Annotated in this window: 17 protein-coding genes; 8 read left to right on the top strand and 9 right to left on the bottom strand. The window is 61.2% G+C overall.

Annotated features, from left to right (window positions below):
- Positions 1-8 precede the first annotated feature (8 nt).
- From CJ178_RS21855 to CJ178_RS21865, 3 genes are all read right to left on the bottom strand, one after another.
- On the bottom strand, positions 9-1853 hold the full coding sequence (locus tag CJ178_RS21855) for a galactan 5-O-arabinofuranosyltransferase (protein WP_095887653.1): 1845 nt from the start codon (positions 1851-1853) through the stop codon (positions 9-11).
- A 91-nt stretch (positions 1854-1944) separates the two neighbouring features.
- Positions 1945-2706 carry a decaprenylphospho-beta-D-erythro-pentofuranosid-2-ulose 2-reductase gene (locus tag CJ178_RS21860; RefSeq protein WP_033235147.1) on the bottom strand — a complete coding sequence of 254 codons (762 nt, stop codon included), beginning with the start codon at positions 2704-2706 and terminating at the stop codon, positions 1945-1947.
- Positions 2703-4136: an FAD-binding oxidoreductase gene (locus CJ178_RS21865; protein ID WP_095887654.1), complete on the bottom strand. Its 1434-nt coding sequence runs from the start codon at positions 4134-4136 to the stop codon at positions 2703-2705. The genes CJ178_RS21860 and CJ178_RS21865 overlap by 4 nt, the downstream gene beginning before the upstream one ends.
- Positions 4137-4200: 64 nt before the next feature.
- Here CJ178_RS21865 and CJ178_RS21870 point away from each other — a divergent pair, with 64 nt between their 5' ends.
- The 4 genes from CJ178_RS21870 (at position 4201) to CJ178_RS21885 (ending at position 8304) form a co-directional block, all read left to right on the top strand.
- A complete protein-coding gene (locus CJ178_RS21870; protein ID WP_172936890.1) occupies positions 4201-4674 on the top strand; it encodes a GtrA family protein in 474 nt (157 codons plus the stop codon).
- 83 nt (positions 4675-4757) lie between these two features.
- Positions 4758-5732 carry a PIN domain-containing protein gene (locus tag CJ178_RS21875; RefSeq protein ID WP_095888092.1) on the top strand — a complete coding sequence of 325 codons (975 nt, stop codon included), beginning with the start codon at positions 4758-4760 and terminating at the stop codon, positions 5730-5732.
- Positions 5733-5751: 19 nt separating this feature from the next.
- Positions 5752-6708 carry an alpha/beta hydrolase gene (locus CJ178_RS21880; protein ID WP_095887655.1) on the top strand — a complete coding sequence of 319 codons (957 nt, stop codon included), beginning with the start codon at positions 5752-5754 and terminating at the stop codon, positions 6706-6708.
- Positions 6709-6801: 93 nt separating this feature from the next.
- Positions 6802-8304 (top strand): HNH endonuclease signature motif containing protein, encoded by a 1503-nt coding sequence (locus CJ178_RS21885; RefSeq protein WP_257013307.1) that lies wholly within the window; start codon positions 6802-6804, stop codon positions 8302-8304.
- 28 nt (positions 8305-8332) lie between these two features.
- On the opposite strand, the gene CJ178_RS21890 is transcribed toward CJ178_RS21885, so the two are convergent.
- From CJ178_RS21890 to rfbA, 3 genes are all read right to left on the bottom strand, one after another.
- Positions 8333-9481, bottom strand: a complete 1149-nt coding sequence (locus tag CJ178_RS21890; protein WP_095887656.1) for a S1C family serine protease — start codon at positions 9479-9481, stop codon at positions 8333-8335.
- 171 nt (positions 9482-9652) lie between these two features.
- Positions 9653-10234: a dTDP-4-dehydrorhamnose 3,5-epimerase family protein gene (locus tag CJ178_RS21895; RefSeq protein WP_092805623.1), complete on the bottom strand. Its 582-nt coding sequence runs from the start codon at positions 10232-10234 to the stop codon at positions 9653-9655.
- A gap of 1 nt (position 10235) precedes the next feature.
- A complete protein-coding gene (rfbA, locus tag CJ178_RS21900) occupies positions 10236-11111 on the bottom strand; it encodes a glucose-1-phosphate thymidylyltransferase RfbA (protein ID WP_033235232.1) in 876 nt (291 codons plus the stop codon).
- 211 nt (positions 11112-11322) lie between these two features.
- Between rfbA and rfbB the strand changes: the two genes are divergently transcribed.
- The gene (gene rfbB / locus CJ178_RS21905; protein WP_045066849.1) at positions 11323-12327 is read left to right on the top strand and encodes a dTDP-glucose 4,6-dehydratase; all 1005 of its coding nucleotides are present in this window, start codon (positions 11323-11325) and stop codon (positions 12325-12327) included.
- Between the two features lie 22 nt (positions 12328-12349).
- Here rfbB and CJ178_RS21910 read toward each other — a convergent pair whose 3' ends face one another.
- Together CJ178_RS21910 and CJ178_RS21915 are read right to left on the bottom strand one after the other, a co-directional pair.
- Positions 12350-13345: a lysylphosphatidylglycerol synthase transmembrane domain-containing protein gene (locus CJ178_RS21910; RefSeq protein ID WP_033235141.1), complete on the bottom strand. Its 996-nt coding sequence runs from the start codon at positions 13343-13345 to the stop codon at positions 12350-12352.
- Positions 13346-13445: 100 nt separating this feature from the next.
- Positions 13446-14162 carry a DapH/DapD/GlmU-related protein gene (locus tag CJ178_RS21915; protein ID WP_095887657.1) on the bottom strand — a complete coding sequence of 239 codons (717 nt, stop codon included), beginning with the start codon at positions 14160-14162 and terminating at the stop codon, positions 13446-13448.
- A gap of 110 nt (positions 14163-14272) precedes the next feature.
- Between CJ178_RS21915 and CJ178_RS21920 the strand changes: the two genes are divergently transcribed.
- Positions 14273-15373, top strand: a complete 1101-nt coding sequence (locus CJ178_RS21920) for a DegT/DnrJ/EryC1/StrS family aminotransferase (protein ID WP_045066372.1) — start codon at positions 14273-14275, stop codon at positions 15371-15373.
- Between the two features lie 2 nt (positions 15374-15375).
- Positions 15376-16356 carry a Gfo/Idh/MocA family protein gene (locus tag CJ178_RS21925; RefSeq protein WP_033235138.1) on the top strand — a complete coding sequence of 327 codons (981 nt, stop codon included), beginning with the start codon at positions 15376-15378 and terminating at the stop codon, positions 16354-16356.
- On the opposite strand, the gene CJ178_RS21930 is transcribed toward CJ178_RS21925, so the two are convergent.
- Positions 16311-18518: a hypothetical protein gene (locus CJ178_RS21930; protein WP_095887658.1), complete on the bottom strand. Its 2208-nt coding sequence runs from the start codon at positions 18516-18518 to the stop codon at positions 16311-16313. The two genes, CJ178_RS21925 and CJ178_RS21930, sit on opposite strands and share 46 nt — an antisense overlap.
- A gap of 148 nt (positions 18519-18666) precedes the next feature.
- Here CJ178_RS21930 and CJ178_RS21935 point away from each other — a divergent pair, with 148 nt between their 5' ends.
- Positions 18667-19476, top strand: coding sequence for a glycosyltransferase (locus tag CJ178_RS21935; RefSeq protein WP_095887659.1), 810 nt, complete (start codon positions 18667-18669; stop codon positions 19474-19476).
- Positions 19477-19499: the final 23 nt, after the last annotated feature.

Here is a 19499-nt window from a genome sequence, read left to right on the forward strand (position 1 = left end):
GTACCGCGTCAGTTGCGGGTGACAACCACGAACGGTCCCTGCTCGGTGACCGTGAAGCGAGGATCGTCGAACAGCTCCTTGGGGAACGTGACCGTGTACCGGCGGACATTGGGATCGTTGGGGTAGACGTCCTCGGCCAGGCGCAGGGTGTATCCGTCGGCGCCCTGGCGGAAGACAAATGCGTCGGGGCTGCGCCACGGTGCGGCATCCAATGCGGCAATCAACTCGTCGGGTGTCTCGAGTTCCGACCACTTCTCGATCAGCTCCGCGCGGGCCCGGAAGTCTGCCAACGGATTTGCGTAGTGCGACGTCAATCCTTGGAAACCGAAGTACGGGTAGAAGCTCAGGAAGCCGATATCGGCTGTCAGGACCACCAGATCGTGGGGCTCGCGGCCCAATTGTTCGCGGATGATGCGGTCGATGTCCGCGTAATTCGCTTCGGCTCCCGGCGGGCGCTTGTCTCCGCGCTCGCCGTTTCCGTCGGTATCGCTGTATGCCACAGCGATATCCGGGGCCAGCACCTGCGGGATGTTCTGCGCAAAGGAAATCGCGCCGATGACGCCGAGAGCAACGAGTACTGCTTTGACCCGCGGATTCTCGCTGGTGGCCAACACGATCCAGCCGGCGAACTCGAAGAAGCCGAACACACCTGCCGCGGCGAGGAGCCCGATCAGAACCGGCTCGAGCCGGAATCCGAGAAGAGTGCTGCCGGCAACCGTGAACATCATCGACAACAGGGCCCACAGGTACACGGCGATCACGCCGATACCCAGCGCCCGTGCCCTGCGTGAGAACAGGAACCGGGAAATCAGCCAGATCGTGCCCAACATGCACAGCGCGCCGACGAGTGAGAAGTGCAGCATCGGGAAGGGGAGTACCGCGCCGGAATCCGGGAGGTAATGCATAGCGGTGCCCGACTCGGCGGGAGCGCCCGAGAGCGCTTCGAGCAGGTAGGGAGCCCAGACAGTCAGAGCGACCACGCCGGCGATGACGGCGATGGCGATCAGTCGGATCAGTGGTCCGAGTGCGGCTTTCCAGGTGTTCTGGGCGCGGGCTGCGAGAACCGCCGCGACGATACCCATCAGTGTTACCGCAAACGCGGCAAATCCGAGGTACAGCGTGTAGACGGTCGCTGCGTATCCGAGGAACAAGCCGGTGCCGAGAACTGCTCCCGCTCCGGCAAACCGGGACGAACCCGGGCGATCGAGGGCGCCCCAAGCGAGGATGAGCACCGGCGGGATCAGGAGGTTGACGACGGCGCCGTACGCCTCAGGGGAGTTGTACGCCAACACAACCGCGGTAACGGCCAACGCCGCGACTACCGCCCAGTCGCGTCGAATGAGCTTGGTCCACAACACGAGTGCAATCACGGCGACAACGGCGATCGAGCCGATCGCATAGGGCTTGAAGGCTTCCCAGCCGTCCATGCCCAGCAGATTTGCGACGCGTCCACCGACCCAGAACCAGCCGGCCGGGTAGAACGGCGGGAGATCCACATACGTCATGTCTTGCAGCGCAGCGGAATCCGTGAGCCGAGTCAGGTATTCGGTGCGGAATTGTTGATCGACCGAAACCCCGTGCAGATACAGCGTGGTTGCGGCGAGAGGGAGTCCGAGCGTCGTGGTGACGAAGCCCGAAAGCCCCGCCCACGAGAGGAGCTTTGCAGTTCGCTGCGCTTTGCGGGCGCGGAACATCAGCACGGCGACGCCGATCACGGCGATACAGACAACCTGCAAGACCGTCGTGACGGCTTGAGTGACATTCGACGACGTGAACGCCGGCCAGTCGACCTGGCTGAACGCGAACAGTCCGACAGCGGCGACGACGACCGCTACCAGTGCCGCGAGCACCATTTCCACCACCGTCGCCGCGGCATTACGCCACGGCGACGGGGAGGCAGTTGTCAGAGCTGGTTCAGCTGTTGTCTGTGACACGAAAAAGAGCTTAGACGGGCAGCTTCCGGAAGATAGGTCGCGGCACGTGGCGCAGAGCCATCATCACGAAGCGGAACGGGCCCGGTGCCCAGACAATTTCCTTGCCCTTGTCCGACGCTGCAACAGCAAGCCGCGCGACGTCTTCCTTGTTGACGGTCAGGGGTGCTTCCTTGACGTGGGCGCTGAACTTGGTGCGCACCATGCCCGGTCGAACCACCGTTACGCTCGGGCCGAACTCCGCCAAAGCCTCGCCGAGGCCCAGATAGAAGCCATCGAGACCGGCCTTGGTGGAGCCGTAGACGAAGTTGGCGCGCTTCACGCGCTCACCGGCAACCGACGACATCGCAATGATCTTGCCGAAGCCCTGAGCCTTCATCTTCTCGCCGATCAGCACGCCGACGGAGACTGCCGCGGTGTAGTTGACGTTTGCGACCAGGACAGCCTTGCGCTGGTTCTGCCACAGCTCCTCGGCGTCACCGTCCAAACCGAACGCAACGATCGCGACATCTACGTCGCCGCCGGCCCATGCCTTGTCGATGACGTCGGGGTGGCTGTCGAACTTCACAGCGTCGAAGTCGACGACCTCAACCTTGGTGGCGCCCTTGGCTTCGAGGCCCTTGACCGCGGCATCGGTGCCGGGATCGCCGGGCAGCGTCGCCAGAATGATGCGCAGCGGCGACTTCTTCAAGTACTCCTCGCACATCGCGAGGCCGATCTCGGACGTTCCACCGAGAAGCAAAACAGTTTGCGGGTTACCTACAGCGTTGATCACAGTTCCAGCCTTCTGGACATATCGGAGGCGAAAACGCCTGTGGGGTCGTACTTTCGGCGCGTCGCCATCCACTCGTCGATGCGCGGGTACATGGAATGGAAGGTCTCTGCGGACGTCCGCGAATCCTTGGCCGTGTACAGGCGTCCGCCGAATTCGAGGACTCGCTTGTCGAGTTCGGTGACAAATTCGTTGAGGCCCGGCTTGATGCGGAAATCGACGCAGATGTTCCAACCCGGGATCGGGAAGCTCAGAGGAGCCTGATTGCCCTCGCCGAACAGCTTGAACACATTCAGGAACGAGTGATGACCACTGCGCTGAATGTCGACGATGATCTTCTTGAACTCTTCGACAGCCTCCGGCGGAACCACGAACTGGTACTGCAGGAATCCGTTGGATCCGTAGGCGCGGTTCCACTCCCCGAGCATATCGAGGGGGTGGTAGAACTGCGTCAGATTTTGGGCCTTGTCGCGGTACGTCGCGGACTTGCGGAACCATGCCTCGGTCATTGCGCCGAAGATCAGCTTGTTGCCCAGCCCATTGGGGAGTCCGTTGGGAACGGTGAGAAGTTGGGGCGCGTCGAACCGGAGCGGGTCCTTCTGCAGCTTGGTCGGAAGCTGATCGAGCTTTGCCAGACTGCCCCGCGAAATAGCTGCCCGGCCGAGCTTCGGCGGCGCGGACATCGCGTCGAACCATGCGGATGAGTAGGTGTAGTTGCCTTCGCTACCGTCGCTGTGGAAGGCGATGGTCTCGTCAAGGCTGTTGGTGACATCGCCGTCGGCGATGAAATATGCCGTCTCGGTCGGCGTCATCTTGATGGTGGCCCGCAGGATGATGCCCGTCAGGCCCATACCGCCGATCGTGGCCCAGAACAGCGCAGCCTTGGGATCGTTACGCCCGCCCTTGGGGGTGAGGGTGCGAACCTTGCCGTCAGCCGTCAGCAGATCCAACGACACGACGTGGTTGCCGAAGCTTCCCGCGCTGTGGTGGTTCTTGCCGTGAATATCGGAACCGATGGCGCCGCCGATCGTGACCTGGCGCGTACCTGGCAGCACGGGAACCCACAGGCCGAACGGCAGAGCAGCCTTCATCAGCTGATCCAGGTTCACCCCGGCGTCGACGTCCGCCAAAGCGGTGTCACGATCGATGCGATGAATACGGTTGAGCGCATTCATATCGATGACCAAGCCGCCTGCGTTCTGCGCCGGATCACCGTACGAACGGCCGAGGCCGCGCGCGATGACACCGCGTCGCAAATGCGACGGCTTGGACTCGTTCTTCTCCGCAACCTGGGCGACCGCACTTGCGATCACTTCCACGTCGGGGGTGGACAACACCTGTGCGGTGGTGGCGGCGGTGCGTCCCCAACCGGTGAGGGTGCGGGCTTGGGTGTGGAGAGCCTGCTTGGGCGTCTCTTCTGCTGTCGTGGACATCAACGTAGAGGTTACCTGGGAGTACAGCCGGACGGCTTGGGCTGGAGTCGTTACGCTCGTCGTCGTGCCCGAAACGCCTGCGAACCACCAGCACGAACCCCACGTCCCTCTGCCGGTGGAGATTCCCGTCACGACGGACCTCGCCGATGACGCTCTCGACCTGAAAACGCAGATCGTCCGGTTTGTTGCGACGGGCGGGTTGTCGGCGATCGTGGACTACGGGCTGTATGCGCTGCTCCACGCGTTGGGGCTGTCGTACACCGCAGCAAAAGCTCTGAGCTTCGTTGCCGGTACCACCACGGCGTATCTGATCAATCGCCGGTGGACGTTCAAGGCCGAGCCGTCGCGCGCCCGGTTTATCGCTGTTGTCGTGCTGTACGCGGTGACCTTTGCCGTTCAGGTCGGGCTCAACGCAGTGATGTTGCATGTGCTCGCCGACGAATGGTGGCGCATGCCTCTGGCGTTTGTCATCGCGCAGGGCACCGCAACGGTCATCAACTTCATCGTCCAGCGAGCTGTGATCTTCAATATCAAGTAAGAGTTGCAGCAATTAAGGGCTGTGTGAATTAAGGGCCGCGTGAATTGGCGCATTCGTCCCGTTCTTGAGGGAGAATGCAGGTCATGATCATCGTCCTCGACTCCTCCGCCTTGGTCCGCGGCGCACGGTTCGACAATTCCGTCGCCGACGCCAAAGCTCGCGGACTCCGCGTTGTGGTCCCGCGCCTCGTTGCCCTCGACGTCGCAAATCGCTACCGCAAGGAATCCGCGGACATGATCGCCGCTCTCAGCGTGCAAGCGCGGATGTACGACCGACTCGGTCTACGCCGGGACCTCACCCGATTCATCGACGCCGCCCACGACAAAGCGGACGGCTATGTGCAAGATCTGGTCGACGATCTGCAGGGAATCGGCATAGAGGTCATCGACCCTGTCGACGTGCCGCACCTGCTCCTGGCCGAACGCGCGATAGCGATGCAACGGCCGTACGTCGACAAGAAAAAGCGTGACGGCTACCCCGCGACGCTGAACTGGTTGACCCTGCTCGATCTGGCCGATCGGAATCCCGGCACCGAAATACTGTGGGTCAGCGACGACACACGGGCGTTCGGTGACACGCAGGAAGCGTCGTGGCATCCGGATCTACTGCGCGAACTCGACTCACGTTGGTTGGACAGCCGCGTCCGATGGGCGCTGGAATTCCCCGTCTTCGACGGGCCGGCGCAGGTTGAGGCGACGTTTGTTGAGGAGCGGGTTGTCTTGCCGGAGCTTGTTGAAGTGCCCGAGCTTGTCGAAGTGCCCGAGCCTGTCGAGGTGGCTGAGGTTGTGGTGCGCGAGGTTGTCGTTCGCGAGGTTGTGGAAGTCGCTGAGTCGGTTGGATATGCCGCGCCGGCTGCTCCTGTTCCTGCTGCGCCGGTGGCACCCGCTCCTAAACCGGTACAACGTGCAGCCCGCACCCGCGTTGCACCCCAGCGCATTCCGCCCGCACCCAAGCCGACGTCCGGTGGACTACGCAACTTCGGGAAAGTGATCGGTGGGCGGAAGCGAAAAGTCACTATCGTCGAAGATCTTGACGAAGTCGACCTCGCCGGAAACTGACCGCCCTTAATCTAGGCGGATGTCCCCGTCTCCGATAATCACTCGCCGAACCGGCACGCGGTTCGGCAGCCCGAGTACCTCGTCGCGGATTCTGTACAACGTGTGTCGCGCGATGGTGCGTCCGGTTGTCGGAGTGGCGCCGTTGACATACGGCGCAATTCGGCGCGCAGCGGTATTGGACTCGGCGGCACGGATGCGAATTCCGTCGGGAATCGATCGAGAGATGATTCGTTTTCCTGATTTCGGCGGGGGATCGGGCTTCGACGGAGAACTGGTGCGCACAGCCGGTTCTACGGCCGATATTCGCGACGGAGCGGTTTTGTACCTGCACGGGGGCGGCTTCATGTGTTGTGGCCTCAACACACATCGTCCAGTGGTTGCGAGCATTGCCAAGCGGACAGGTTTGCCGGTGTTGCATCTTGCGTACCGGCAGTTGCCGTACACGAGCATCAGTGGATCGGTTGATGATTGCCTGAGCGCGTATCACTGGCTTCTCGCGCAGGGCGGATTACCGGAAAAGACTGTCTTCGCCGGTGATTCGGCGGGCGGATTTCTGGTGTTTGCCACAGCGTTGGCGGCGGCTGCCACTGATCTTGCGCCTGCAGGGTTGGTTGGGTTGTCGCCATTCCTCGACCTGGACTGCACCGCAAAATCTGCACACGCCAATGCTCGACGCGATGTCATCGCCCCGGTTTCTGCTTTGACAGCAATCGGTTCGTTGGGCGGCGTAATGCCGTCGCCGGTCGACGGAGACCTTGCAGGGCTTCCGCCGTCGCTGCTGATAGCAGCGGAATCCGAAGTGCTCAGAGTGGACGCGGAACTGATGGCGCAACGACTTTCGATAGCCGGTGTCGAATGTTCACTGCAAATCTGGGACGGGCAGATTCACGCTTTCCCAGCGGTGTGGCCGAGTCTGCCCGAAAGCCGTGCAGCTCTCCGTGACGTCGCAACGTTTATTCGGGCGCGCATCGCCTGAGTCTTGACGGTGTTCATCTGACGCTCGTCTTGCTGGAGTTTCTTGTCGGACCCTCGGAATAGGGTGTGGTGCAAGTTCGAACCGGGGGGTTCAGTGAGCGATATTGCACCAGATGACGGGGGTCATCGCCAGTTGGTCGATGTGTTGTCGTGCGCTGCCGAAGAATTGGTGCAGTGCTCGTCTGCGGCGTTGACCGACGACGGAATCATCTCTGCATTGCGAGATCTCGAGCGAACAGTTCGGCTGATCGATGCTGTTGGTTATCAACTCGTGGCCGAAGGAATGGAACGTAGCCTGCACGTGGGACAGGGGCTTCGGTCGCCGAATCAACTGCTCGTGCAGGTTCTCCGTATTTCTGCGTCGGACGCGTCACGGCGTGTGCGGGCGGCACGGTCTGTGGTGCAACAAGTTTCGGCCTTCGGGGAGCAGACTCCCGCGGTGCTCCCCGAAACCGCTGATGCAGCACGTGACGGGGATATCGGCCGTGATCACATATCGGCGATCGCGGATGTCATGCACAAAGCGCCTGCGGCACTTGAACTCGAAGACCGACAAAGCCTCGAAATGGTGCTCGCCGAATACGCGCGCACGGGCACTCCGGAAGGAGTGACGGCTGCCGGCATCGAGGCATTGGCTTGGCTCAACCCAGACGGTGAACTAACCGATGACAGGGATCGGCGACGTCGGCGGTACCTCAGTGTGCGCAGACAGGACGCAGATCTGATGGCACGGATCTCCGGTGAGCTCGATCCGGTTGCAAAGGCACAACTTGATGTTGTGCTGGCCAAATGGGCGAGACCAGGGATGAACAACCCGGATGATCCGGAATCACCTGGCGGGGACTGCTTTGAGGTGGGCGAGTCGGCAATTGCGGCAGCCGCGTCACGTGACACACGTACCGCCGGTCAGCGAAACCACGACGCATTTTCAGCGCTGTTGAAATGTGTCCTCGACGGAGGTGTGCTGGGCAACCATCGCGGCCTTCCCGCGACAGTCATCGTCACCATGACATTGGAGCAGTTGGAGGAATCGATCGGTGGCGTGGCAACCACGGCAACCGGCGGTATTCTGCCGATTCGGGACGCGCTCGCGATGTCCGAGAAATCCCATCCGGTGTTGGTTCTCTTCGATCATGACGGCCGCCCGCTGCATTTCGGTCGTGGGAAGCGCCTCGCGACTGTTGATCAGCGCCTGGCACTTATTGCAGCTGACCGGGGATGTACGCGGCCCGATTGCGACGCACCACCCTCGCGGTGCGCTGTCCACCACATGACCGAATGGAATGATGACGGGCTCACCGATATCGAAAACCTCACACTCGTCTGCGACAGCTGCCACGGTCTCGTCAAAAAGGGCTCGCAGGGCTGGATCACCAACGCGCGGAACGAGAACGACGGGTACACCGGAAGAACGGAGTGGACACCGCCGGCGCATATCGATCCGGAACGGCGGCCTCGAGTGAACTCCCGGCACCATCCACGAGAATTGCTGGAACGAGCGCATTCGATCATTGCGTGGCGCAAGAAACTACATCGAGGAGACCCGAATCGGCAGAGACGGTCTTCGAGAGAGGATCAAGATCCTGAGCCGAATTGAAGAGCTTGATACAGGTCAACGTGGCAGTTCAACGCGGCGGTCCCTCGTCGAGGACGAGGGAACCTGACCGCTGTTGGCCTTGCGCGTCGAACCAGATCAGGTCGACCGTATCGCCAGGGTGACGCATGCTCATCGCGATATTCAGGTCGGACGTCGAGGCGATGGGAGCTCCCCCGAAATTCGTGATCACGTCACCTTCGGTCAACCCGGCAAGCTCTGCTGGCGAATCGAAGCTCACTGCAACCACTTCCGCACCAGGCGGGGAGCCCACGTGATCTTTGACTGCTACGCCGAGCACCGGCGTGGGGCCTACACGTACCGTCTCCGAGGAGCGACCACTGAGTATTTGGTCGACAATCGGAAGCGCCGTGTCGATCGGGATCGCGTAAGACTGCGGGGCGGGTGAGACTTCCGTTCGATCTTCGATGGCGATGGCATTGCCGGCGCTACTGACTCCGATCAATTCGGCAGCAGCATTCACAAGTGGTCCGCCGGAATCGCCGGGCCGGATGTCGGCATTGACCTCGATGAGGCCCTTCAGCTGATTTCGTGAGCCATCCGTCGAATTGCGAGTGTTGACTGTGACCCCGAAACCGGTGATGGTGCCGAGCGCAGGAAGTGGAACTCCTTCCCCGTCCGCGTTTCCGATGGCGGTAACCGGATCACCTCGCGCGGCTGTCTGTGAGCTTCCCACGGTGGCAACTGGAAGGTCGGACGCTCCGACGAGCCGGAGTACTGCGAGGTCTTGGCCGCTGTCGTAACCGAGTACTTCTACGTCGTAGATCAGTCCATTGGACATGTTCACGGCCGTGATTTCGGTGCCACCGCTGATCACGTGATGGTTGGTCAAGACCACCCCGTCCGGAGACAGGACAATACCTGTTCCTGCCGTGGTGGTGAACCTGGCGGACGAAGTGATGGTGACAATGCTGGAGACGACCCGCGCGACCAGTTCCTGTGGCGTCAGCGAAATCGCAGGCGGCGGCGGGGTGGTGGTGATGACCGTGACGGGTGACTGGGCGTTCGGTTGCAGTGAGTTCGGTTGCAGTGAGTTCGGTATTAGTGAGCTCGGTGTCAGCGGCGGCGCGGCCAGCGTGAGACCACCGAGTCCCAGGACGAGCAGTACGGCGATCCACAGGCCCCGTTTGGTGCCGCGGCTACCACTGTCTTCGCTCATCCGTGGACCCATGTCGTCGGTGTACCCATGTCGCCTGTGTACCCATGCCCGTCGGTTACCAGTACCGGTGTATCTATTTTGGTGCAGATTACCGATTCGGCGGTGATGCGGTCACAAAACGGGGCACTAGAACCTGGGCGCCTAGAACCTGGGCGCCTAGAACCTGGGCCCCTAGAACCTGGGCAAGAGTCCTTGCGTGCGAAGTGCCTCGAGTGATGGTGCGGCACTATCTTTTGCAGACAGTTCATAGGCCAGGGGGTGACCTGCCCGGTCGGTTGTTGGCCAGGCGATGTTCAGTTCCGGATCGAAAGGGTCGAGGTCGCGGTCGAATTGCGGGGAGTACTCGATGCTGCAGAGATACATGACGGTCGATCCGTCCTCGAGGGACAGAATGGCGTGCCCCAGGCCTTCGGACAGGTAGACCGCTTTGCGGTCGATGTCGTCGATCAGGACGGAATCCCATTCGCCGAATGTCGGGGATCCGACGCGCAGGTCGACGATCACGTCGAGGAACGCCCCTTTGACGCAAGTGACGTACTTGGCTTGCCCGGGAGGTGTGTCGGTGAAGTGGATTCCGCGCAGACTGCCCGCTGCAGAAACCGAGCAATTAGCTTGCGCCAGTTCGAGGTTGCGGCCTGTTGCGGCCGTGAATGCTGAGCTCTTGAACCATTCGAGGAAAACGCCGCGGTTGTCTCCGAACTGTCGGGGAGTGATTTCCCAAGCTCCGGCAATTTTCAGTTCGCGGATGTCCATGTCACCATTCCTTGCCGTGTTCGAGTAAGGCGAGGAGGTAATCGCCGTAGCCAGATTTACCCAATGTTTCTGCTTGGGAGCGCATTTGGTCGGAGGTGATGAATCCCTGCCTCCAGGCAACTTCTTCTGGTGAGCCGATTTTGAGGCCCTGACGATGCTCGATTGTCCGCACGTAGTTTGCGGCTTCGAGAAGGGAGTTCGAGGTGCCGGTGTCGAGCCAGGCGGTTCCACGGGGGAGGATATCGACTTGTAGACGACCCGCGTCGAGGTAGTGGCGATTGACGTCGGATATCTCGAATTCGCCTCGGTCGGAGGGCTTCAGGTCTCGCGCGATGTCCACAACGTCGCTGTCGTAGAAATACAGTCCGGGTATGGCGTAGTTCGATTTCGGGGATTCCGGCTTTTCCTCGATGGAGATCGCGCGTCCGGCGTCGTCGAACTCGATGACCCCGTAGGCGGTGGGATCGGAGACCCAGTAGGCGAAGATCGCCCCTCCGTCGATGTCGGAGAATCGCTTCAACTGGGTGCCCAGACCCGGACCGTAGAAGATGTTGTCGCCCAAGACAAGTGCAACAGATTCGCTCCCGATGTGTTCGGCGCCAAGGACGAATGCTGTTGCGAGTCCGTTCGGTTCGTGCTGGATCGCGTAGGTCAGATTGACCCCGAATTGGGAACCGTCACCGAGTAGGCGCCTGAATTGTTCGGAGTCGTGCGGCGTGGTGATGATGAGAATGTCGCGAATGTTCGCCAACATCAGGGTGGAAAGCGGGTAGTAGATCATCGGCTTGTCGTAGATCGGCAGCATCTGCTTGCTCACTCCGAGAGTGATCGGGTGCAGGCGAGAGCCTGTGCCGCCGGCCAGAATGATTCCACGCATACGTGCAGTGTCCTTCACGTGCGCATATCGAAGCAAACGGATCGGGCACCGATGTGCAAACGGATCGGGCACCGATGGGCAAACGGATCGGGCACCGATGTGCAAACGGATCGGGCACTAATGGGCAAAGCGGTCAGATCCGACGAGCAAACCGGTCAGGCGCCGACGGGCGGTAAGGTTCGAAGGGTTCGGCAAGCTTGAGGAGATGAACGTGCGACTGCTGGTCACCGGGGGTGCCGGGTTTATCGGCGCCAATTTTGTTCACCAGACGGTGACTTCGCGTCCAGGCGTCGAGGTTACGGTTCTCGATGCTCTCACCTATGCCGGTAATCGGAGCTCACTTGCCGAGGTGGAGGATCGTATCCACTTCATTCACGGTGACGTCGCCGATCAGGGCTTGGTGGACGAGTTGGTAGCGCGGTCCGATGCGGTGGTGCATTTTGCGGCGGAGAGCCACAACGACAATTCGTTGAGTGATCCGGAACCGTTTATCCGAACCAACGTGATGGGCACGTTCTCGCTGCTGCAGGCTGTTCGGGCGCATGAGGTTCGGTATCACCACATCTCGACGGACGAGGTGTACGGCGATCTTGAACTGGATGACCCGACGCGATTCACCGAGTCGACGCCGTACAACCCTTCGAGTCCGTATTCGGCGTCAAAGGCGTCGAGCGATCTGATTGTGCGGGCATGGGTGCGTTCGTTCGGGATCGAGGCAACGATCTCCAATTGCTCCAACAATTACGGCCCGTTTCAGCATGTCGAGAAGTTCATCCCGCGCCAGATCACAAATCTGATCGACGGTGTGCGTCCCCGGTTGTACGGGGAAGGTCGCAACGTTCGCGATTGGATTCACGTCGACGATCACAATCGTGCGGTCTGGGACATCCTGGAACGAGGCAAGTCGGGCGAAACGTACCTGATTGGCGCGGATGGTGAAACGGATAATCGGACGGTGATTGCAGCCCTGCTCGAGATTTTCGGGCGCAAACCAGACGAATTCGACTTTGTCACTGACCGTCCAGGCCACGATATGCGTTACGCGATCGATCCGACGCGAATTCAACGGGAACTGGGATGGCAGCCGCGGTATCGCAATTTCCGCAGTGGATTGGAAGCCACCGTGGAGTGGTATCGCGACAACGAACAGTGGTGGCGTCCACAGAAGGCTGTCACCGAGGCAGGCTATTCAGCTTCGGAAGCTGTCGTGGACTGAGCGGCTTACTGGACTTGTCAGCTCAGGCTTTGCTGGGAGCGGGTACCCGGGAACGCTCGTGCACGAGAGCGTTGCGCAGGACCCGCGATCCCGAGAGCGCAGCCACGACGCCGGCAAAGACTTCGCAGAGGGTGAAGAGCAGCCTCGACGCCAGCGCGAGGCCGAGCGCGACGCCCGCATCCATGAACGGCGAAAGCGCCGCGACGATGACGGCTTCGCGGACACCGATTCCGGACGGGACGACAAATACCAGGACGCCCGCGCACATACCGAGGGCGAGAGCCCCGATGCATTGGACGAGCCCACGAATTTCGAATCCCGCCGAGCTGGACGCGAGCAGCCACAGTTGGATGCCGTAGAGCACCCAACTAGCTGCGCACCAACCCAGCGCGAGGGCTATTTTGTGCATTGTGAGCGGTTTGTGCAGGGGTGCGCGGCGGAGCAATTTCAGCGCGAGGTTCACCAAACGGGTGAGGACGGGTGGGTACGCGCAGACCAATGCGATCGGTACCAGGATGATCACGCCGACCGCTGCTACCGTGCTGACCTCGAACAGAGCAGGTAGACCGAAGAGTCCCACGACCAACGCCGAAGTTGTACTCAACCCGACCGTGACCAGCACTGCGACAAAGCCTGCGGCCCGGGACACGCCGGCGCGCCTCACGAGTTCCGTTTGCAGCACAAATGCCCACACACTGCCGGGAAGGTACTTGCCGAGTTGGCCGACCAGATAAGCGCGGGCAGCGTCGAACGCCGGGATCGGTTGTTCCAGGGCACCGAGTGCGTGTTGCCAGGATCGCACTGCGGCGCCCATGCCGAGGAAGATGAACAGCGACGACGCAGCGAGCGTCCACCAGTTCAGTTCGGTGATCGTGCTTTTGACGGCGGCCCATTGGGACTTCACCGCAAAAATGATTGCAATGACGATCGCGACGGTGACCAGAACTTTGAATCCGTTGACGAGCAGTCCGCGCAGAGTGTTCGGCTTCGCGGCTGGCTCGACATCGTCGACCGGCATTTCGGGTTTGGGATGTTCGGATTCGGGGGGTGTACTCACGCGCCTGAAACTTCCCACCCGTTCGTCATTTGCCTGACGATACCAACCAGGGTTCTCCCAGCTACACAACGAGTGGTTTGTCGGCCCGTTCGCGCCACCAGGTGAAGGCGTCGCGCAGAGAATCCGGGAAGGCGGCCAGACCGTCGAAGCTTCCGGCGGCGTAGATCGCCGCAACTGCCTCGACAGCTTCTTCGGAGATGCCCGAACGGCTCATACCGATCCGGTTGACGCCGTGCAGTAACACCGGATTGCCGAAGGCCTTGGCAAACGGAGGAACGTCTTTGACCACCACGGTTCCCATACCGATCATGGATCCGGATCCGATGACGCGTCGTTGATGAGCGACGGTATGCATCCCCAGATTGACGCCGTCTCCGACGCTGACATGCCCGGCGAGCGTAGTCCCGGACGACACGACACACCGGTCACCGACCTGAACGTCGTGTTCGATGCCGACACGGTTCATCACGAAGCAATCGTCACCGATTTCAGTGCGTCGTTCGCTGCCCTGGTGGACGGTGGTCAGTTCACGGATTGTGGTTCGGGCGCCGATGCGGATTCCGAGGCCCGCGCTGTCGGACCACGAGGTGGGATGGTGTGCGCCGAGGATCTCCGGTGGTGCTCCCAGCACGGCTCCCGCCCCGATCCAGCAGTCGTCGCCGATGTCGAGTGGACCGGTCAGGACTGCATTCGGTCCGATCGTCACACCGGTTCCGATCAGTACTTCGGCGCCGACCAGGGCGGTGGGATGGATATGGCAGTCAGGTCGTGAAGACATGCGTGTTCCGGAATCCTCTCGAAGTATCGAATTGCGTTTCGATACGCTTCGTTGGTTGTCGGAGTATTTCGTTCCGACGACAGTCGAATGAATCTATCGGAGGTAACTCAGTGATCGCGATATCCAGTATCTCGTTCGGGGAAGAAGTCGAGCGCGAGGTGCTGGACACTCTGCGATCGGGGATCGTCGCGCAGGGCCCCAAGGTCAAGCGGCTCGAGGACGAGTTCGCGGCTTTGGTCGGTACTCGTCATGCGGTGGCGGTGAACAACGGCACCACGGCGCTGATCGCGGCACTTCAGGTTCAGGATCTGCAGCCCGGTGACGAGGTTCTGACCACGCCGTTCACATTTGTTGCCACGTTGAATGCGATTCTCGAGGCCGGTGCGACGGCCAGGTTCGCCGACATTTCCGAGTCCGATTTCAATCTGGACCCCGCTGCCGCTGCAGCCCGAATCGGCGATCGTACGAAGGTGCTGATGCCAGTCCACCTGTACGGCCAGTCGGCTGACATGGGGGCGTTGATGCCCTTGGCCACGACGCACGGCCTGACCGTCGTCGAGGATGCTGCTCAAGCTCACGGTGCGACCTTCGAGGGACGCGGCGCCGGCAGTTTCGGGTTGGGCTGCTTCTCGTTTTACGCGACGAAGAACCTCACGACCGCCGAAGGCGGAATGATCACCACTGACGACGACGCGACAGCCGACCGACTTCGTGTCCTGCGTAACCAGGGTATGCGGGCTCGCTACCAGTACGAGATGGTCGGCCAGAACTACCGGATGACCGACCTACAGGCAAGCTTGGCGCTGCCGCAGATGGCGACGTACATGCAGCAGGTCGAGGCGCGTCGACGCAATGCGGAAGCCTTACGAGTCGGTTTGAAAGATGTCGACGGGCTGATCCTGCCGGCTGAACTGTCCGGCCGCGGACATGTCTGGCACCAGTTCACCTTGTTGTTGGCCGAGGACGCACCGATTTCTCGCGACGAATTGAGCGAGCGTCTCGCAGCGAAGGACATCGGCAGCGGGATCTACTACCCCAAGGCTGTGTACGACTACGAGTGCTACCGCGAACATCCCCGTGTGGTGATCGAGGACACGCCGGTTGCGACGTCGGTGGCGTCGCGGTGCTTGAGTATTCCGGTCCACGCGGCATTGTCCGCCGGAGATGTCGATCAGATCGTTGCCGCAGTGCGCGGCGCTATGGAGGCCTGAAAATGACCACGAGCAAGCCCCGTATTGCCCTTGTCGGCTCCGGTCAGATGGGTTCGCTGCATGCGCGTGTCATCGCGCAGTCGGCTTTGTGCGAGTTGGAGTTGTTGATCGAGCCGCGCGAGGAACAGGGCAAAGCTGTTGCGGAGCGGTTCGATACGCGCTGGGCTGCGGATTTCGACACACTCGACGGTATCGACGCCGTGGTGATCGCCGCAGCCACACCGGCCCACTACGAGTTGGCCGGACGGGTTCTCGATCTGGGTAAGCCCGTTCTGGTGGAGAAGCCGTTGGCCGCGACATACGAGCAGAGCGTCGACTTGGTCGATCGTTCACGCGCGTCCGGTGTTCCGCTGATGTGCGGTCTCCTCGAACGCTTCAATCCAGCTGTTCGCACTGCACGCGAGTTCTCCGGCGATGTGTGGCAGGTTAACGGTATTCGTCACTCTCCGTTCGTTTCTCGCATTCCGACGGGCGTCGCGACAGACTTGTTGATTCACGACATCGACTTGGCTATCGGATTTGCCGGTTCGGAGCCGAGTTTGGCTAAAGGCGAGTTCGGATACTTCCATCCGACTTCCGTGCAGAACCGGTCGGAAGATTGCGCCGACGCTGTGCTGCGTTTCGATTCGGGTGCGGTGGCGACTATTTCGGCCAGCCGAATCAGCCAGCGCAAGATCCGTCAACTGTCATTGCTCGAGGCTGATCGACTCATCGAGATCGATCTGCTTCGTCGCGACATCACGATCTACCGTCACATCGACGACAACATGCCCACCGATCGGGACGGCTACCAGCAGCAGACGGTCATCGAGATTCCGACGATCCGTTACAGCGAGGAGCCGCTGGCAGCGCAGTTGACGCATTTCCTCGGGTTGGTGCAGGGAACGGGTGATGCGGACGGTGAGCGGGCGTCAATTCTGCCCGCTCACCGTGCGGTTCACGAAGTCACGGAATCTGCGCTCGCTGCGACGCTTTCTTCCTGATTGCGCCGCGTTCGGAACGCCCAGGCGCCTTGAGACAAGGCGACCAGTAGCCCGACGCCGGCGATGCCCCATCCGAATGTGCTTCCAGGCGGGGCGAATTCGATGGTGAGTGTCGATCCGGCGTCGGCGCTCGGCGGTAGATCGACTTGCAACAAGCCGCCGGGGCTGGCCTTCGTTTCCACCGACTGCCCGTCTACGGTTGCGGTCCAGCCGGGCCAGGCGAGCAGGGCGAAGGTGACCGTGCCTGATCCGGTGTACTCGACGGTTTCCCGGGTGTCCGTTGCGGCGGCGTCGCCCTGAACATCGAGTCCCGGTGTGGTTGCGGAGACACGACCGTCCGGCCACTGGTGATCGGTGGTGCGGCGGCCGACCGTGACGACGCGATCGGGCGAGACGGTCCAGTCGCTCTCGGGAAGGGCGTCGAGTGCGTTTTTTCCACCGTACGGTCCGGAATTCTGAACGACGACGGTATCGATGCGCATCGCGTCGAGCCAGGACACGCCGGTGCCCGGTGACTCGGCGAGTAGTCGATCGACTGCGTCGGGGCACTGGACGCCGCCGTAGTAGTTCAGGCACAGGGCTTGAACGAAGTCGTTGTAGCTGATTCCCGCGTAGCTGTTTACGGCGTCGACGCCCGCAGGCTGCCAGGCATTTCCGAACAGCAAATCTCCCCACTGTCCGGTTTGGTTGTCGAGCGGAATGTTGACGGGATCGGCGATGGCGAAAGTTGTTCCTTGGTATCGGTCTTCGAATTTCGACTCCAGGAACGCGATCTGCCGCGGGAACTTCCACGGTGTGACGTTGTAGTTTCCGGTGAACCAGAAGTTTGTCTGGGCACTGAGCACTACGACGATGCCGGCCGCGAGTGCACCTGCCAGGTAGCGGGGTTTCCGGTAGGCCACGATCAGAGCGACGGCCGTCAGAACCACGGTGATGAGCAGCGATGCGAAGTGAATGCCGATGTCTTCGGGGACATTCGACCAGGCGAGATAGAACTGGAGCGCCAACAATCCTGCGGTGATGGTCGATCGCGCGCGGATTCGATCACGCTGCAAGCCTGCGGACAGAGCAACCGCCGTGACAACGATGGCGGGCAGTTGGCCGTATTCGAGAAGTCTTGCCGGCCAACGGAACAGCCACAGATTCGACGGGCCGAGAAGCAGCACCACGTAGATTCCGCCGAAGACGAAGAGCGAAACACTGTGACGCCCCAGCGTCTTGAGCGAACTCCATCGAATCCAGGGAGCAAGCGGGATCAGGAACCAAGCCAGGTAGACCAGGGGAATCGTCATGGCAGGTGATGCAAATGCCGTGACGTACGGCTGGTTGGAAGGTCCTGAAACGTTGATCAGATCACCGAGATCGGGGCGTAGCGAGCCGTCGTTCGCGATGCCGGACTGCGTGCGCACGGATACGCCGGTGGTGAACAGAAGTGGCAGGTACACGATCAGCGACATCATGATGATCGCCGTGGCACTGATGAGAAGTGACCGGATACTGCCTGCCCGTTTGATCGCGATGCATTCCGCGATGACGGCGATATAGACGACAGCGACGCCAACCGCTCCGTACGGGTTTCCGGTGGTCATGGCGAGATAGCCGAATGCGATCGGTACCAGCGGATTCACGCGCCCGAGTGCACTGGCCCGCGTCGACCACCACACGTGCGGGATCCACGCGAAGGCGATCAGTCCGGATGCCCAACTGGAAGCGTCGAAGTAGAGCGTGTAACCGGCGAATGGCATGGCAAAGCCGGCGATGAATGCCATCGACCGGTTTGCGCCGTACTGCCGAGCCACGAGGTAGACACCGACGGCAAGTATGGCCATGAATTGCATTTTGACGAGCGTGATCCCGATGCCGAGGTTCGGAATGAGCGCGATGGCAACCGAATCCAGAAGGATCACGGGATTGTATGTCCCGTAAAGGGCTTCGGCGGTGACGTTTCCACCGGCCCACAATTCGGGAATGAGCGTCGGCCACGAACCGGACAGAATTCGTTCGCCGATCGTGTGCCATCCCGGCGTGAAAGCTGCTGCACTGTCGTCCCAGTAGTAGAACCAGCGATTGGAAATCAGTGGGATTGCCGCGACGATCGAAACCAGAGCGGCGAGCAGAATCGGCGGCACTACGCGTTGAGCAAGCGGCAAGTCAGATTTCACGATGTGCTTTCGTCGTCGAGTCGATGGCTGTACTTCGGAGCCCGGGGCGTGCCCTGTCCCTCAGAGCCCTGTTTCTCGGAGCCCATTTCCTTGGAGCGTAGTATTCCGACGAGTTCGAACTGCAGTCGGGGAAGAAGGAGATCGGCACGTGGCGACATCGCGGACGGAACCCGTTCGTGGGGAATCAGCTACGCCGGAGCTTTCGGTGGTCATCCCCGCATACAACTCAGGTGAGGTACTGGAGTCGACGGTGCGACAGTTCGCCGAGTACTTCAGCGCCAACCCTGCCAAGAGCACCAACCCCGTCGAGATCATCGTCGTGGAGAACGGTTCCACGGATAACACTGCGGACGTGTGTGCCGCGTTGTCGGCTGCCTGGTCCTGGCCGGCCGTGACTTTCCGCCCCATGACCAGTGACAAAGGCATGGGTGCGGCACTGCGCGCGGGAATCATCGCGTCACGGGGAGAGCGGGTGTTGCTCACCGCGGACGATCTGCCGTTCGGTTTCGGCGACATCGAAGGCGCGAACCGTGTGATGGCTGATTTGGGGTCTGTTCCTCCTGTGGTCATCGGTTCGAAGGCCCACGCGGAATCCGAGGTGCAGCGTGGCCTGTTGAGAGCGATCATGACCGGTGGATTTGCCACCCTTCGGCGAGCCATATTGGGTACCCGGACGGGTGATCCGCAGGGAACGTTCATCGTCGACGGCACCTTGGTGCGCCAGATCGCGCCGGCTTTGGCCGAGCGAGGTTTTCTGTTTACGACGGAACTGGACTACGCGCTGGAATTGGCGGGCGTGCGCCCTGTGGAGGTTCCGATTCGTCTCAGTGACGATCACCTCGCGCATGCAAGCCGGATTTCGCCCAAGGACGTCATTCAAATGGCAAACGGATTGTTGTCGCTTCGCCGGAGGAAGAAGGAGCTGGCCGCGGTGGCCGGCCCGGGGTACCGCGGGTAGAACCAGCGTGGCCTGGTGCTTGC

The organism is Rhodococcus sp. ACPA4, assembly GCF_002300185.1.
In the GTDB taxonomy this organism is placed as follows: domain Bacteria; phylum Actinomycetota; class Actinomycetes; order Mycobacteriales; family Mycobacteriaceae; genus Rhodococcus_F; species Rhodococcus_F globerula.

Bases quoted from the DNA above. Each gene is read 5' to 3' on its own strand.
- CJ178_RS21855 (WP_095887653.1), bottom strand. From the start codon at position 1,853: ATGGTGCTCGCGGCACTGGTAGCGGTCGTCGTCGCCGCTGTCGGACTG.
- CJ178_RS21865 (WP_095887654.1), bottom strand. From the start codon at position 4,136: ATGTCCACGACAGCAGAAGAGACGCCCAAGCAGGCTCTCCACACCCAA.
- CJ178_RS21875 (WP_095888092.1), top strand. From the start codon at position 4,758: ATGATCATCGTCCTCGACTCCTCCGCCTTGGTCCGCGGCGCACGGTTC.
- CJ178_RS21880 (WP_095887655.1), top strand. From the start codon at position 5,752: ATGTCCCCGTCTCCGATAATCACTCGCCGAACCGGCACGCGGTTCGGC.
- CJ178_RS21890 (WP_095887656.1), bottom strand. From the start codon at position 9,481: ATGAGCGAAGACAGTGGTAGCCGCGGCACCAAACGGGGCCTGTGGATC.
- CJ178_RS21895 (WP_092805623.1), bottom strand. From the start codon at position 10,234: ATGGACATCCGCGAACTGAAAATTGCCGGAGCTTGGGAAATCACTCCC.
- rfbA (WP_033235232.1), bottom strand. From the start codon at position 11,111: ATGCGTGGAATCATTCTGGCCGGCGGCACAGGCTCTCGCCTGCACCCG.
- CJ178_RS21910 (WP_033235141.1), bottom strand. From the start codon at position 13,345: ATGCCGGTCGACGATGTCGAGCCAGCCGCGAAGCCGAACACTCTGCGC.
- CJ178_RS21915 (WP_095887657.1), bottom strand. From the start codon at position 14,162: ATGTCTTCACGACCTGACTGCCATATCCATCCCACCGCCCTGGTCGGC.
- CJ178_RS21925 (WP_033235138.1), top strand. From the start codon at position 15,376: ATGACCACGAGCAAGCCCCGTATTGCCCTTGTCGGCTCCGGTCAGATG.